At 65.9% G+C, this 14,701-nt stretch carries 12 protein-coding genes; 3 read left to right on the top strand and 9 right to left on the bottom strand.

The window, feature by feature from the left end:
• Positions 1-5 precede the first annotated feature (5 nt).
• The 6 genes from AABA84_RS08175 to mobB all read right to left on the bottom strand — a co-directional run bounded on the left by AABA84_RS08175 (position 6) and on the right by mobB (position 7,644).
• On the bottom strand, positions 6-1,658 hold the full coding sequence (locus AABA84_RS08175) for an OFA family MFS transporter (protein ID WP_338308284.1): 1,653 nt from the start codon (positions 1,656-1,658) through the stop codon (positions 6-8).
• 346 nt (positions 1,659-2,004) lie between these two features.
• A complete protein-coding gene (locus AABA84_RS08170) occupies positions 2,005-4,029 on the bottom strand; it encodes a sensor histidine kinase (RefSeq protein ID WP_338311813.1) in 2,025 nt (674 codons plus the stop codon).
• On the bottom strand, positions 4,022-5,455 hold the full coding sequence (locus AABA84_RS08165) for a sigma-54-dependent transcriptional regulator (protein ID WP_212251133.1): 1,434 nt from the start codon (positions 5,453-5,455) through the stop codon (positions 4,022-4,024). Before AABA84_RS08165 ends, AABA84_RS08170 begins: the two co-directional genes overlap by 8 nt.
• Positions 5,456-5,571: 116 nt before the next feature.
• Positions 5,572-5,805: a sulfurtransferase TusA family protein gene (locus AABA84_RS08160; protein ID WP_183710984.1), complete on the bottom strand. Its 234-nt coding sequence runs from the start codon at positions 5,803-5,805 to the stop codon at positions 5,572-5,574.
• Positions 5,806-5,850: 45 nt separating this feature from the next.
• Positions 5,851-7,107, bottom strand: coding sequence for a molybdopterin molybdotransferase MoeA (locus AABA84_RS08155; RefSeq protein ID WP_338311812.1), 1,257 nt, complete (start codon positions 7,105-7,107; stop codon positions 5,851-5,853).
• 9 nt (positions 7,108-7,116) lie between these two features.
• Positions 7,117-7,644, bottom strand: coding sequence for a molybdopterin-guanine dinucleotide biosynthesis protein B (gene mobB / locus AABA84_RS08150; RefSeq protein ID WP_212251129.1), 528 nt, complete (start codon positions 7,642-7,644; stop codon positions 7,117-7,119).
• A 107-nt stretch (positions 7,645-7,751) separates the two neighbouring features.
• Here mobB and fdhD point away from each other — a divergent pair, with 107 nt between their 5' ends.
• Positions 7,752-8,642, top strand: a complete 891-nt coding sequence (fdhD, locus tag AABA84_RS08145) for a formate dehydrogenase accessory sulfurtransferase FdhD (RefSeq protein WP_338308289.1) — start codon at positions 7,752-7,754, stop codon at positions 8,640-8,642.
• Complete coding sequence (gene mobA, locus AABA84_RS08140; RefSeq protein WP_338311811.1) at positions 8,623-9,264, top strand: molybdenum cofactor guanylyltransferase MobA; 642 nt, start codon at positions 8,623-8,625, stop codon at positions 9,262-9,264. The genes fdhD and mobA overlap by 20 nt, the downstream gene beginning before the upstream one ends.
• A 126-nt stretch (positions 9,265-9,390) precedes the next feature.
• Here mobA and AABA84_RS08135 read toward each other — a convergent pair whose 3' ends face one another.
• From AABA84_RS08135 to AABA84_RS08125, 3 genes are read right to left on the bottom strand one after another with little or no spacing between them, the layout of a single operon-like run.
• Complete coding sequence (locus AABA84_RS08135; protein WP_338311810.1) at positions 9,391-11,340, bottom strand: molybdopterin biosynthesis protein; 1,950 nt, start codon at positions 11,338-11,340, stop codon at positions 9,391-9,393.
• A gap of 13 nt (positions 11,341-11,353) precedes the next feature.
• The gene (locus AABA84_RS08130; protein ID WP_338311809.1) at positions 11,354-12,460 is read right to left on the bottom strand and encodes a molybdopterin-binding protein; all 1,107 of its coding nucleotides are present in this window, start codon (positions 12,458-12,460) and stop codon (positions 11,354-11,356) included.
• A 54-nt stretch (positions 12,461-12,514) separates the two neighbouring features.
• A complete protein-coding gene (locus tag AABA84_RS08125; protein ID WP_338311808.1) occupies positions 12,515-13,342 on the bottom strand; it encodes a substrate-binding domain-containing protein in 828 nt (275 codons plus the stop codon).
• 391 nt (positions 13,343-13,733) lie between these two features.
• Between AABA84_RS08125 and AABA84_RS08120 the strand changes: the two genes are divergently transcribed.
• A complete protein-coding gene (locus AABA84_RS08120; protein ID WP_028142263.1) occupies positions 13,734-14,627 on the top strand; it encodes a helix-turn-helix transcriptional regulator in 894 nt (297 codons plus the stop codon).
• The last annotated feature ends 74 nt before the right edge of the window (positions 14,628-14,701 follow it).

The raw sequence follows: 14,701 nt of genomic DNA, 5'->3' as shown, positions 1-14,701 counted from the left end.
TGCGATCAGAAAATCTTGACCGCGCTCTCCAGCGTCTTCCAGACGCCCCAAGCGAGCGGCACGCCGACGAAGGCCCAGAACAGCGCCGCATTGGCGTCCAGACCGCCCTTGCCGATGCCGAACGAGCCGTGCTGGACCGACGCCTCGCTCTTCGCACTGGCCGCCTGCAGGCGGGCCACCTCCTCGTGGCTCATGTTCCACTTCGGATCGACCGGCTTGATCATATAGTTGCAGATCAAACCGGCGATCAGCATGGCGCACAGGATGTACATCGTCGTGTTGTAGAGCTGGTCACGCGGCACACCTGCCGCGAGCTGGAACTCGCGGATGTAGTTGACCACGACGGGGCCGATGATGCCGGCAGTGGACCACGCCGTCAGCAGCCGACCGTGGATGGCGCCGACGAACTGCGTTCCGAACATGTCGGCCAGATAGGCCGGCACTGTCGCGAATCCGCCGCCGTACATCGACAGGATGATGCCGAAGCCAAGCACGAACAGCAGCTTCGAGCCCATCGCGGCAAAGGTCGGCGCCAGTGCGTAGAGCACGATGCCGAGGATGAAGAAGGTGTAGTAGGTGTTCTTGCGCCCCATGAGGTCCGACATCGACGCCCAGAAGAACCGGCCGCCGATGTTGAACAGCGACAGCAGGCCGGCGAAGCCGGCGGCGATCGCCGCGATCGATGCCTTCTGCTCGACCGAAAGCTGGCTGAACGTCAACTCCGGATGCCCGATCAACTTGCCGGCGAAGATTTCCTGCAGCATGGGCGAGGCCATGCCGATCACACCGATACCCGCCGAGACATTCAAGCAGAGCACCCACCAGATCAGCCAGAATTGCGGCGTCTTGTGCGCGTTGTTGAGGTGCACATGGTGCTCGGTGATCATCGACTTCTTCTCGCTCGGCGGCGTCCAGCCATCGGGCTGCCAGCCGGGCGGTGTCACCCGATACGAAAAGGCACCGATCGTCATGAAGATGAAATAGATCACTCCCATCACGACGAAGGTCTGCCAGACGCCGACGTCCGTTGCGGTCTTGAAGTAGTTGATCAGCAGATTGGCGAGCGGCGCACCGATCATCGCACCACCGCCAAACCCCATGATGGCCATGCCCGTCGCCATGCCGCGGCGATCGGGGAACCATTTGATCAGCGTCGACACCGGCGAGATATAGCCGAGGCCGAGCCCGACACCGCCGATGACGCCGGCCCCAAGCCACATGATCCAGAGTTGATGGACGTAGACGCCGAAAGCGCCGATCAAGAGGCCGCCGCCCCAGCAAAGCGCGGCAACGAAACCTGCCTTGCGCGGGCCGGCACGCTCGAGCCAGCCGCCCCAGATCGCGGCAGAGACGCCGAGCAGGACGAAGAACAGCGTGTACATCCAGCCGAGGCTTGCGACCTTCCAGTCGCAGGTCGTGGTGAACAGCTCCTGCCACAGCGAGATGTCGGGGCAAGCCTTGCTCTGCGTGATGCCGATCGCGCGCGACAGCGGCAGCCAGAACACCGAGAAGCCGTAGGCCATGCCGATGCAGAGATGGATGCACAGCGCAGCCGGCGGCACCAGCCAGCGATTGAACCCGGCCTTCGCGATCGTGCGTTCACGATCGAGGAAGCCGGAAGCACCAACCGGTGCAAGAACGGTATCGGCAGTCGTCATAAGCATTCCCTCCCAAGCGCGGCCTTGCCGGCATATCGGTTTGCGACCGGTCGTGTGCGTGCTTGGCAGCCGCGCATGACAGGTCGGACTTCATTCATGCCGAAGTGGAATCGTCTGGTGCGCATCGCGTCTTGTGCGCCGAGCAAGCAACTGATCGCGAGCGATGTCCCTTCGCCTCGCAAGCAGCGTTGCCGTGACCGCTATCGCGCCCTCATCCCCCTCAACACCCTGTCTTGAGATGAGCAACGCGCGTGCCAGAAGTCGCATCGTGATGATTCAACGACTTCCCGCAGCGCAATGTGCCGTGCCGGACAGAATGTCCTGAATCCCGGGACAAAATGTCCAATCAGGTCGCTTCCGGCAGCCACATCGTGAAGGCGCTCCCGGAGCCGAGGTGGCTTTCGGCCGTGATCTGTCCACCCTGGCGCTTGATCAGCGTCTGGCTGATGGAAAGGCCCAGTCCGGTGCCTTGCCGCTGTTTCGTGGTGTAGAAGGGGTCGAATATCTTTTCGATCACCTCAGTGCTCATGCCGATGCCGGTGTCGGCGACCTCGATGGCGACGCCTTGATGGCCGTCGCGCTCGGCATCGAAGGAGCGGAGCGTCAGGGTTCCGCCGTCCGGCATGGCGTGGATCGCGTTGACGATGAGATTGACCAGGACCTGCTGCAGCTCGTTCCGGTTCATCAGCACGAGCCGGCTGGCGCGGTCGTCCCTGACCACGGCGATCTCGGTCTTGTTCAGAAGATGCTGCACCAGCGGCAGACAGTCGGAGATGACGCTCGCCGGCGCATGGCGCTCGACATAGCCGGCATATTCCTCCGGCCTTGCAAACTGCAACAGCTTGGTCACGATCTGGCTGATGCGGTGAATCTGCTCGTCGAGCAGGCGAAACTCGACCTTCGCCTTGTCGGCATCGGCCCCGAACACGCTGCGGATGACGTCGAGATTGCCCTGCATCACCGCGATCGGATTGTTGATTTCGTGCGCAACGCCGGCCGTGATCTCGCCGATCGCAGCCAGTTTCTCGGACATGATGAGCTGCTTGGTGGTTGCCTCGAGCTTGAGATTGGCGTGCTCGAGGTCCCGGGTGCGCTCCAGCACGCGGACGTTCAGCTCCTCGTTCCATTCCCGGAGCTGTCGGTCGCGTTCCTGGATCTGGTCGAGCAGGTTGTCGAGATGAACCGCGACGCGGCCGATCTCGTCACCCAACACCGGCATCTTGGTGCGGGCGGAGAGGTTCCCGCGCTCCACCTCGCCGATCGTCGCCGTGACGCGCTCCAGCGGCATGAAGATGGAGGTCGCCCAACGCAGGAAGATCGGCACGGTCGCAGCGGTGATCGCGATGAACGCTGCGATGATGATCACCAACGTCTGGTATTTGGCTTCGCTGAACGGCTTCTCCAGAAAGCCGACATAGAGCATGCCGACCCGCTTGCCATAACTGTCGACCAGCGGCTCGTAAGCGGAGATGTACCAGTCATTGACCACGAAAGCGCTGTCGAGCCAGGTGTGCCCCTCGCCCAGCACGGCCGAGCGCACCGCCGCCGACACGCGCGTGCCGAGCGCGCGCCGTCCCTCGAACAGACGCACGTTGGTCGATATCCGCACGTCGTCCAGGAACAGCGTCGCGGTGCCCTGACTGCCCTCCGGAAGGCTCGCCGCGCGGTAGACGAGATCGTTGATCGTGTCGATGAATTCGAGGTTCTGGTTGAGCAATGTGCCGCCGACCAGCGCAGCGGCGCCCCCGTCAGGCAGCATCGCCCGGCTCGCCGCGTGCACGACCATGCCGCGCGTCTCCGTGCTGCGGTCGGTCGGCACCGCGTTCGGGGTCTGCACGAGGTCCAATCGCGCGCGCTCGGCCAGGGCCGGCGAAATTGCGGCGAGCTCGTCATTGCCGAAAATATCGACGCCCGTCGCAGGGACCTGGCCCGACAGCGCCGACATGATGATCGGCCAGTCACCTCTCGGTTGACGCTGCAGCGGGGGCGATGAGGCGAGGACGTCGCCGCGATCGTTGGTCAGATACAGGAAATCGAGACCGATCTCCTTGCGGGTCTCGTCGAGCAGGTCCCGGAGCGAGCCGTGCGCATCAGGCGCCAGCACCTCCTGGAAGCGGGCCGACAGGCTGAGCGCCCGGATCTGGACGCCGGTCTTTTCCAGGATGCGGGCGAGATATTGATGGGCGATGGTGAGATCGCCGTTCACCTTGGAGATCAGGGCCGCATCGAATTTCGCGTTCCAGCGATAGATTGCAACGCCGAGCAGGAGCGGCAGGATGACCAGCATCGGCAGCAGAGCGATCGCGAGCAGCCGGAAGCGGACGGAGCGTCTCCGCACGAGCTCGCCGCTGCGGCGGGCGCCATCAGACATCCCATAACGCGCATTTGCGGTCGATGGTCTTGCGCGAGATCCCGAGACGCCGCGCCGCCTCCTCGCGATTGCCATGGACCTCCTTCAGCACGCCGAGAATGTGACGGCGCTCGAGCTCCGCGAGACTGTCGGCAGGTGCCGACTGGCCGTCGTTGCGCGGACCGGCGAAATCGTCGGGGAAGGCGCCGAGGATCAGCGTGCGCTCGATCAAATTGCGCAGCTCGCGCACATTGCCCGGCCAGTCATAGCTTGCGAGCGCCGCCCGCACAGAGGCGTCGATCGGCACCGGCGGCATGCCGAGCTGAGCCGACAGCTTGCTCATGAAGATGGCGGCAAGCTCCTGGACGTCATCGCCGCGATCCTTCAGGAGCGGCAGGTGGATCTGCATCACGTTGAGCCGGTAGAACAGATCGGCTCGGAAACGGCCCTTCTCGACCTCTTTCTGGAGCTCGGCATTGGTTGCGAAGATGAAGCGCAGGTCGACCGGAACTTCACGCTCGGAGCCAACCGGACGGACGCGGCGGTCTTCGAGCACGCGAAGCAGCTTGCTCTGCATCGGCAGCGGCAGCTCCCCGATCTCATCGAGGAACAGCGTGCCGCCATGCGCATACAGGAACAAGCCCTCACGCCCCGAATCGGCGCCGGTGAAGGCACCCTTGATGTGTCCGAACAGCTCGGCCTCGATCATCTCGGGCGGGATCGCCGCGCAATTCACGGGCACGAAGGGCTTGTCGGCGCGGTCGGACAGCGAGTGGATCGATCGTGCCGCCACCTCCTTGCCGGTGCCGGATGCGCCGGTGAGGAGAACCGAGGTCGGCAGGCGTGCGACGCGCGCGATGGTCTCACGCACGCGCAGCGTCGCTGCCGACTGGCCGATCAGGTTGTCGCGCAGAAAGGTGCGGTCGGACGAGGCACGCAGGGCGTAGCGCAGGACATAGTTCTCGCGCTGGAGGCGGACACGGTCGAGGCATCGTGCCACCGCGTTGAGGATCTGGTTGGAGCGGAACGGCTTGAGCACGAAATCGGCCGCACCGGCGCGCAGGGCCTGGATCGCGGTGTCGAGGTCGGCATAGGCGGTGATCAGGATGGCGTCGGCGAAGAAGCCGACGGCGCGCTGCTCGGCGAGCCAATCGACGCCATTCTTGCCTGGCATGATGTTGTCGAGAATGACGACGTCGTAGCGATTGGAATCGAGCTTGCGCGAAGCCTGATCGGTATCGGCCGCCTCGTCCACCAGCTTGCAGCGCGGTCCAAGCGTGCGCACCAGGAAATTGCGCATGCCCGGCTCGTCGTCGACGACCAGGATGGAGGCCTGCGCCAGCGCGCCGAACTCCGGCCCTGCGGCCGTCTTGCCGGGCTTGGCGGCAGGCTCGCGGCTCACCGCAGGACCTGCGGCAGCGCTTGCCCTCGATGTTGAGAAAGTCATGCCCGACGTCTTAGGTTTGAGATCATCCATCGGCGCCTTTCGCATTGCAGCGAAGTTCCGGCCGTGTCCCGTGCAGGCAACATAGTCAAACGTCGCCGCCGTGAATATTCGCCTTTCTACGGGGCGTCGCTCTTTTCGACCAGGAACACGATGCGCGCCTCGTTGCGCTCGGTGATCTCGACCTTGTCGCCGGTCTCGCGGATCAGGTTCGGAATGTCAATCACCGACAAGGGATCCGTACAGTGCACTTCGAGCTGATCGCCCGGCCGCAATGGCTTCAGCGCCTTGCGCGTCTTCAGGGCGGGCAAAGGGCATTTCAACCCGGTGAGATCGAGCGTCGTTCTGGTCATGGGCACAACATGGCGGGACCGATCGATGACGTCAACGCGAGGCCTTTAGAGCAGATCGGCATAGGACAAGAAGCCCACGTCCTGCCCCGGCTCGACATTCGTGATGTCCTCGCCGAGTTCGACGAGGCCGTCGGTCTCGACCAGCGAGGACAATAACCCGGCTCCCTCGCGCGGAAACTTGACGACTTCCAAGGCCCCGTCCTGCGCCCGCCGCACGGAGACGCGAACATATTCGCGCCGGCCTGGCTTCTTCCTGTAGGTGAATGCCGCCCGCACCGGGATCGGCAGAAGCGGCTCCGGCACGCCGCCGGCGAGCGCCAGCACCGTCGGCCGCACCACATGGACGAAGGTCACGAAGCTCGCGACGGGATTGCCGGGCAATCCGATCAGCGGCGTGCCGTCGATGATGCCCATCGCCACGGGACGGCCCGGCTTGATAGCCATCCGCCACAGCACCAGCGAGCCGATACTCTCGACCGCCGCCTTGACGTGGTCCTCCTCGCCGGTCGAGACGCCGCCGGTGGTGAGGATCAGATCGTGCCCGCCGGCCACCTGCTTCAAGCCATTCGCGAGTGAAGTCCGCTCGTCGCGCAAGATGCCGAGATCGCTGACCTCGCAGCCAAGCCGGCGCAGCATCGCCATCAGCATGAAGCGGTTGGAATCGAACAGCTGCGAGGCCGCGCGCGGCTCGCCGGGCGAAGCCAGCTCGTCGCCGGTCGAGAACACCGCGACACGGATTCGCCTGACGACATCGAGGCGCGTCAGCCCGAACGCCGCGGCAAGCGCGACGTGCTGCGGCCGCAAGCGCTGGCCGGCGCGCAGCGCGATGTGGCCCTCAGGGATGTCTTCGCCCGCGGGGCGGACATTGGCGCCGGGCTTCAGCCCCGGCGGCAGCACGATCTTGCCGGAATCGTCGATGCGGACGTCCTCCTGCATGAAGACGGTCTCGGCATCCGGCGGCATCGGCGCGCCCGTGAAGATGCGCGCAGTGTGGCCAGGCTTGATCGGCGCCTGTGCAAGGCCGCCGGCCTGGATGCGGCCATCGAGCGGGAACGTTCGCTCCGCGCCTTCAGGAATGTCGGCGTTGCGCACGGCGTAGCCGTCGACGGCCGAGTTGGTGAAGGGCGGCAGCGGCAGGGGCGCTGCGACATCGCGCGCCAGCACGCGCCCGTCTGCCTCGACCAGCGCCACGGTCTCCAGATCGGCGATCGCATTGACGCGCGTCGTGATCAGGCCGACGGCCTCGTCGACCGACATCATCGGGCCGCCGAAGGCAAAGCAATCGTCCGACAGTTGCGCCATGGTGCCTCGTCAGCGCATCGCAGCGCTTTTAGCGACCACTTCCTCGACCGGCATCGCCGCGCGCAGTAGCAATGCTGCGGCTGCCGCGATATCGTCGAGATGGACAGTCGGCAGCCCAGTGTCAATGGCGGTGTCGGCCGCGATCCCGGCAATCCCGGGGTCGTCGGGAAACAGCAACGGCTTGCCGTTGGCCGCGCGATGCACCTCGATCTTGCGATGCGGCTCGCGCTTGAAACCTTCGACCACGACGAGATCGACCGCGGACAGCTTGCCCAGGAGTTCCGGCAGCCGCGGCTCCGCGGCCCCGCGCAATTCGTGCATCAGGGCCCAGCGGTTCGACGACGCCACCAGCACCTCGGCCGCACCGGCCTCGCGATGGCGCCAGGAATCCTTGCCGGGCACGTCGACGTCGAACTGGTGATGCGCATGCTTGATGACGGAGACGCGCAGCCCCTGCGCGTTGAAATGCGGGATCAACCGCGTCAACAGCGTGGTCTTGCCCGCACCGCTCCAGCCTGCAAGGCCGATGACTTTCATCGCAACTCGATCTCCGCCAGCCGTGTCATGCGGCCGGAACCGCCTTCTCCCTCGTCGTGAGCATGCTTATATCGGCTTGACCCGAATGTCATGCTAACCTCGCCGCCATGATGAAGATCGACAAAGCCCCGGTGCCCCTGATCCTCCCCAACCCGGGCGACCCGCGCCTGACCCAGAGCGTGACCGGGACCGACCAGACCGGCGCCAAGGTCGAGATCAAGGTGCCGATGGAGCGGCCGCTGACGCTCTACCTGAATTCGCAGGAGATCGTCACCATGATGACGATCGGCGATTACCCCGAATATCTGGCGCTCGGCTACCTGCTGAACCAGAACATGCTGAAATATAATGACGAGGTCACCGAGGTCGAATACGACGACGACCTCCAGGTCGTCGTCGTTCGCACCGAGCATCACACCAATTTCGAGGCCAAGCTGAAGAAGCGCACGCAGACCTCGGGCTGTGCGCAGGGCACCGCCTTCGGCGATCTGCTCGAAGCCGTCGAGAGCGTCGCACTGCCGAAGGCCGAGCTGCGCACGTCCTGGCTGTACCAGATGACGCAGACCATCAACACCATGCCCTCGCTCTATCTGGAGGCCGGGGCGATCCACGGCTGCGTGCTGTGCAAGGAAGGCACGCCGCTCTGCTATACCGAGGATGTCGGCCGCCACAACGCCGTCGACAAGATCGCCGGCTGGATGTACCGCCACGGCGTCGACGCCTCCGACAAGATCCTCTACACCACGGGGCGGCTCACCTCGGAGATGGTGATCAAGACGGTCCGCATGGGAATTCCGATCCTGGTGTCGCGCTCCGGCTTCACCGCCTGGGGGGTCGATCTTGCAAGGCAGGTCGGGCTGACGCTGGTCGGACGCACCCGCGGCAAGCGCTTCATCGCGCTCGCCGGCGAAGAGCGCATCGTCTACGACCAGGACCTCGCTTACGTCGAGGAAGAGTCGGCGAAGCACAAACGCAAGGGTGAAGCTGGTGACGACTGACATTCCGCTGACGCAAGGCGTGCTGCTCGCCGGTGGCCTCGCCCGCCGCATGGGCGGCGGCGACAAGCCGATGCGCACCATCGGCGGCCGCACCATCCTTGAGCGCGTGATCGCGCGCCTCTCGCCGCAGTGTAGCGGATTGATCCTCAACGCCAATGGCGATCCCGCGCGTTTCGCCGCGTTCGGCCTGCAGGTCGTCGCCGACGACGTGCCCGGCTTTCCCGGTCCGCTCGCCGGCATCCTCGCCGCGCTTGACTGGACCGCGGCGAACCGGCCGGGTGTCGAATGGGTGCTCAGCGCCGCCGGCGACTGCCCGTTCCTGCCGCGCGATCTGGTCGCGCGGCTGCATGAGGCGCGGAGCCAAGAGAACGCGCAGCTCGCGGTCGCCGCATCAGGCGAGCAGTCGCATCCCGTGATCGGCCTGTGGCGCGTCGCCTTGCGCGACGAGCTCCGGCACGCGCTGGTCGTCGAGGACCTCCGCAAGATCGACCGCTGGACGGCGCGCTATCCGCTCGCGACGGTGACGTGGCCGACCAAGCCGCTCGATCCGTTCTTCAACGCCAATACGGTCGAGGATATCGCCGAGGCGGAACGGCTGGCGGCACTGGACGACGCATCCTAAAAGGATGATTCGGAAAAGTACGCAGCGGCTTTCCGAAAGATCATCCTCAAACGACAACCTAAAGCGCTAGGACGATTCTTCCCGATCTCATCGCGCTTTAGCCAAAGCCCGCTCACGAGAGTTCGTTTACGCCGGCCGGAAGCCCGCCCGCTCCAGCGCGGTACGCGCTTCATCCGAACCGAGCGCGTCGAGAAAAGCCCGCACCGCCGGCCGGTCCTTGCGCGCGCTTACCAGCACGAAATCATAATGCTCTTCCGCCAGCGGAATGAAACCGAGGCCGGCCGCATGGGCGACCGGCGCGATGGTCATGCCCCAGTCGGCGCGGCGCTGCGCGACGGCCGCCGCAACAGCATTGTGCGACCGCGGCTGGTTCCAGTAGCCTTCCGGCCGCGCACCGCCGAGCAGCCGGTCGATCAGGATGCGCGTGCCGGCGCCCTGGTTGCGGTTGACCATGATGCAGGCGGGATCAACGAGGGCAGCGGCGATCGCCTCGTTCGCACCGAGGCCCTCGAAACGACTGTCGCCCTTGCGGAAGACAATGCCCTGCATCCGCCGCCAGCCGGGCACGAGCTCGAGCCCCTCGACGAGATAGGGCGAGTTGTAGGTCTCGCTCTTGTCATCGAACAGATGGATCGGCGCGAAATCACATTCGCCCCGCTTCGCCGCCGCAAGCCCGCCGAGGCTGCCGACGGCGATCGAGCGCAGGGTCAGGCTGGCATGCGCGAGCTGTGCGGTGACGAGATCGAGGCCGGTGCAGTGGCTGCCGACGATGACGAGATCGGGCACGCGCACATGCGGCGTGAACAGCGTCACCTCGGCTTCAGTCCCGGCCGGCATCTGGTCGGCGAGCGCATCGATGCGCAAAAAGCCATCGGCCTGCGCGAAGGACGTGATCGCGCCAGACCCCTTGCCGGAGGGATAGGCGATCAGGCCATCCCTGCTCTCGACCAGCGAGACCATCACGAATTCGGTGCGGCCGAGCTCGGAAGCAATGCGCACCGGCACGGTCGCGCTCACCTTGGCATCCGAGCGCGGCGGCAGGCCGGCCAGCTTGCGCAGCACCGGCACGATCATGTCGTGGAAGGTGAACATTGCCGAGGTCGGAAAGCCCGGCAGGATCACCACCGGCTTGCCGTCGCACACCGCAAGGCACAGCGGCTTGCCGGGCTTGAGCGCAACGCCATGCGCGATGATGCCGGGCTCGCCGAGCCGGCCGATGATGCGATGGGACAGATCGCCGGCGCCTTTCGACGTACCGCCCGACAGTACCAGCATATCGGACTCGGCGAGCGCGCTGCGCATTGCGGATTCGAGTTTCGCCTCATCATCTGGAATGGCGCCGAGGAAGACTGCCTCGCCGCCGTTCTCGTCGATCGCAGCCGCGACGATCGCGCCGTTGGTGTCGTAGATCGCGGCGGGCGGAAGAGCCCCGCCGGGCTGGACCAGCTCATCACCGGTGGAGATCACGGCGACACGCGGCCTGCGCGCGACGGTCACCTCGGCGATGCCGCACGCGGCCAGCATGCCGATCTCGCGCGAGCCGATGATGGTGCCGGCGCGCAGCAGCGCCTCGCCGCGCGCAATATCGGATCCGGCGTATGACACGAATTGCCCGGGCGAGACCGCCCGACGCACGTCGATCGCATCAAGGCCGGCCGGCTGGGTGTGCTCGACCATGACGACCGAGTCGGCACCACGCGGCAACGGACCGCCGGTGGCGATCGGCGTTGCGGTTCCCGCCGCCACTTGCAGCGTCGGCGCGGTGCCGCAGTGGATGGTCTCGCCGTTCAGCGTGAGGCACCGAGGAGTGCCTTCGCCAGCCGCCGCAAGGTCGGCGGAGCGCACGGCAAAACCGTCGACATTGGAGCGATCGAACGGGGGAACGTCGATCGCCGCCGTGATGTCTTCCGCGAGTGCTGCGCCGAGCGTGGCATCAAGCTTACGCATTTCGCTCGGAACGGCGCGCGGGAACAACGCGGCCTCGAAGCGCGCCAGGGCCTCCTCGCGCGAGAGGATCTTGAGGAACTGCTCCTGTTCGAGCGCGCTGCGGATTTGCGATTGCGGGTTCGTCGACATGCCAAAACCCATATCATTCCCACATCAGATAGGCATCGACCGGCACGCCTGCCGCAAATCCCTCGTGGCTTTCAGGAATGAGCAGCCATGCATCCGCACCGGCAATGGCCTGGAGCGGCCATTCGCCCACGGCGAGCGGCGTCCAGCCGTGATGTTCCCTGGCCAGCAAAGCGATCTCGGCGATGCCGACGCTGGATGCGATTTTTCGCGCAAGCGGCAGGCTCACCCACCGGCGCGGCCGGCGCCCCGATAATCGGTCGATGAGCGGAAGCACGAGCGCGAGCCACGCCGCGAGTGCATGATCCGGCGAGCCCGGCAAGGCGACGACGGGAACCTTTCCGAGCTTGGCGACCGCGGCAGTCCGCCCGGGCTGAAGCGCAAAACCGTGGGCGATCACATCACCGCGCTGAGCCAGCGCCGTGACGGCCGCATCGGCGCGACCAACGCCGCTGCCGCCGACCGTCAGGATCAGATCGCAACAGGATATATCGAGCGCATCGGCAATCGACGCCGCATCGCGCGCGCCGGCCTCATGCGTCTTCACATCCAGTCCCGCAGCGCCCGCGATCCCGGCGATCATATGCATCGTTGCCGTTGCACCCGGCACGTTGACGATGCTCAGCCGGGGCCGCCGTACGCCGAGCTTGTCCAAACCGGCAACGCGCGCGAGCAGCAGATCGGCTGCGGCGACCGGATGGCCCTCGGCGCCGGCCGGCGTGCGCTCGGCGATGTCGCTGCCGCCACGCCTGACGCCCTGCCCCGGCACGCCCTCCGCCAGCACCTGCACGAGCGGCCCCGATGCATCGACCGCGTCGGCATCGAGCACACAGTCGCAGCCGTCGGGCATCGCGTCACCGGCTTCGACCCACACAGGCGCTGGTGTCAAAGGCAGCGGCGAATAAGAGGACGCGCCAACGAGATCGTTGGCGCAGAGCGCCCAGCCGTCCGCGGCGGCGATGTCGTGATGCGGATGGGCCGCAAGCAGCGGCGTGCCCGCCGCGATGCAGCCGGCCGCTTCGCTCAGCGGCAACTCCACCGGTGCAAGCGGTTCAAGCCCGCTCAGCAACGCGGCGAGCGCAGTGTCGAGCGGCGTCAGCGATGGCGGCAGGCGCTGGGTCATGCGCCATGGTGGACCATGCATCGCCCGGTTTGGCAACCGCCGGCGATTCTGACGTCAACCGCCCGACCGGTCCGCATTGGGAAAGAACAGCTGCTGCCCGTCGACCTTGTAGCCGGCGATCGCCGCCTGCCCCTCGGGCGAGATCAGCCAGTCGATGAAGGTCTGCCCCAGCTCCTTCTTCACGTTCGGAAACTTCTCGGGGTTCACCAGCATCACGCCGTACTGATTGAGCAGCCGCTTGTCGCCTTCGACGACGGTGTCGAGATCGCCGCGATCCTTGAAAGAGATCCAGCTGCCGCGATCCGACAGCACATAGGCATTGGCGGCGCGCGCGGCGTCGAGGGCCGAGGCCATGCCCTGGCCGGCCTCTCGGTACCAGGCGCCCTTGGCAGCCGCGATGTCGATGCCGGCGACGATCCAGAGCGCGAGTTCCGCAGCGTGGGTGCCCGACCGATCGCCACGCGTCACGAACGGCGCGCCCTTGGCTTCGATCGCCTTCAGCGCCGTCGCGATGTCCTTGCCCTTGACGCCGGCGGGATCGCTCTTCGGTCCGATCAGCACATAGTCGTTGTACATCACGTCGAACCGCTTCACGCCAAACCCGTCGGCGACGAATTTCTCCTCCTGCGGCCGCGCATGCATCAGCACGACGTCGGCCTCGCCCCTTCGCGGCCCGTCGAGCACCTCGTCGGCGCGCCGCGCGATCACCGTCACGTCGATGCCGGTCTTGTCGCGGAAGATCGGCAGCAGATAGTCGAGCAGGCCGGAATCCTGCATCGATGTGGTCGAGGCCAGCACGATGGCGCGGTCTTCCGCGGATGAGGCCGCGACGCCCGCGGTGAGGCCGCAGAACAGCGCGAATGCAACGGACAGGCGGCCCATGATCAGGTTCCCATTGGCTATGACGCGATCATGATGATGATCGATTGCGCCGCACTCGTGACGCGTTTGCGCGCTGCGGCGTCCGCGATGCGGACAACAACAGATTGAATGCAAATCCAGCCACTACCGGCGGCGGGATTCGCCCGCGAGGCGGCAATCGCGCGGCTCGGGAAATTTCGGCAACGCAGATCGCCATCCGATTGCGATCGCCGGCGACGAGCGCACCAAGCGCATGCTGCAGGATCATTCACCAAAGCAAACGACGCGCGTGAGGATGTGTTGCAAAGCAGCGAGATGATCAGGCATGGTCCCGGCGGACGAGAACTTGAAATGCAGAATTCCACCTGCGTCGAACGTCAAAAAGAAGCAAGAATTTGCATAGGAATGCAGGATGGAATTCCTGACGACCAGCGAAGCCGCCGACTATCTTCGGCTCGGCGAACGCAAGCTCTACGAACTCGTCACCACCGGCGCGATCCCCTGCACCAAGGTGACCGGGAAGTGGCTCTTCCCGCGACACGAGCTCGATCTCTGGGTGCTCTCGGGCCTCGCGCGTCCGGCCGGCATGCTGATCGCGGAGCCGCCGCCGGTCGTGGGCGGCAGCCAGGACGAGCTGCTGGATTGGAGCCTGCGCGAATCCGGCTCGGGCCTGGGATCGATGAGCGAGGGCAGCGTGCGCGGGCTCGAGCGCTTGCAGCGCAACGAGGTGATGGCGGCGGCGATACACTTCCACGGCCTGGATGCTTCCGACGATCTCACGGGGGATGCCAGTGTCGAAGCGCTGCGGGCCGCTCCGGATTTGCATGATGCGGTGCTGGTCGCGTTCGTGCGCCGCGAGCAGGGGCTCGTGCTGCCGCAAGGCAACCCCAAGCACCTGCACGGCCTGACCGACGTGCTCGCGCTCGGCGCCCGGATGGCGATGCGGCAACAGGGCACGGGCGCGCAGATGCTGCTCGATGTGCTCCTGAAGCGCGCGGGCGCCACGACGCGGGATTTGCGGCGGGTCGAGACGCCGGCCCTGACGGGGCCGGATCTCGCCGAACTGGTCCGCGCCGGCCAGGCCGATTGCGGCATCGCCACGCGCGCCGCCGCGCGTTCGGCCGGCCTCGATTTCGTGCCGCTGGTCTGGGAGAATTTCGACCTCGCGATGCGGCAGCGCAGCTATTTCCGCCCCGCCATGCAGGCCTTGATCGGATTCCTGAACGAACGGCGGCTGCGCCAGCGCGCCGAGGAGCTGACCGGCTACGATCCCTCGCCCGCAGGACAGATCCGCTTCGCAGCCTGACATTGACGCCCGCCCCAAAATAGTTGCAAAAGAAACCAATTCAGCCGGGCATACCCGGGGCAACACCGGCCAAC

The organism is Bradyrhizobium sp. TM239 (assembly GCF_036247985.1).
GTDB lineage: Bacteria > Pseudomonadota > Alphaproteobacteria > Rhizobiales > Xanthobacteraceae > Bradyrhizobium > Bradyrhizobium ottawaense.
Note: the sequence above shows the minus strand (reverse complement) of the source record. Positions and strands in the feature narration are given on the sequence as shown.

What these genes read in the sequence shown, in the direction of transcription:
- AABA84_RS08175 (WP_338308284.1), bottom strand. Translation starts at nt 1,658, where the DNA reads ATGACGACTGCCGATACCGTTCTTGCACCGGTTGGTGCTTCCGGCTTC.
- AABA84_RS08170 (WP_338311813.1), bottom strand. Translation starts at nt 4,029, where the DNA reads ATGTCTGATGGCGCCCGCCGCAGCGGCGAGCTCGTGCGGAGACGCTCC.
- AABA84_RS08165 (WP_212251133.1), bottom strand. Translation starts at nt 5,455, where the DNA reads ATGACTTTCTCAACATCGAGGGCAAGCGCTGCCGCAGGTCCTGCGGTG.
- AABA84_RS08160 (WP_183710984.1), bottom strand. Translation starts at nt 5,805, where the DNA reads ATGACCAGAACGACGCTCGATCTCACCGGGTTGAAATGCCCTTTGCCC.
- AABA84_RS08155 (WP_338311812.1), bottom strand. Translation starts at nt 7,107, where the DNA reads ATGGCGCAACTGTCGGACGATTGCTTTGCCTTCGGCGGCCCGATGATG.
- mobB (WP_212251129.1), bottom strand. Translation starts at nt 7,644, where the DNA reads ATGAAAGTCATCGGCCTTGCAGGCTGGAGCGGTGCGGGCAAGACCACG.
- fdhD (WP_338308289.1), top strand. Translation starts at nt 7,752, where the DNA reads ATGATGAAGATCGACAAAGCCCCGGTGCCCCTGATCCTCCCCAACCCG.
- AABA84_RS08135 (WP_338311810.1), bottom strand. Translation starts at nt 11,340, where the DNA reads ATGTCGACGAACCCGCAATCGCAAATCCGCAGCGCGCTCGAACAGGAG.
- AABA84_RS08130 (WP_338311809.1), bottom strand. Translation starts at nt 12,460, where the DNA reads ATGACCCAGCGCCTGCCGCCATCGCTGACGCCGCTCGACACTGCGCTC.
- AABA84_RS08125 (WP_338311808.1), bottom strand. Translation starts at nt 13,342, where the DNA reads ATGGGCCGCCTGTCCGTTGCATTCGCGCTGTTCTGCGGCCTCACCGCG.
- AABA84_RS08120 (WP_028142263.1), top strand. Translation starts at nt 13,734, where the DNA reads ATGGAATTCCTGACGACCAGCGAAGCCGCCGACTATCTTCGGCTCGGC.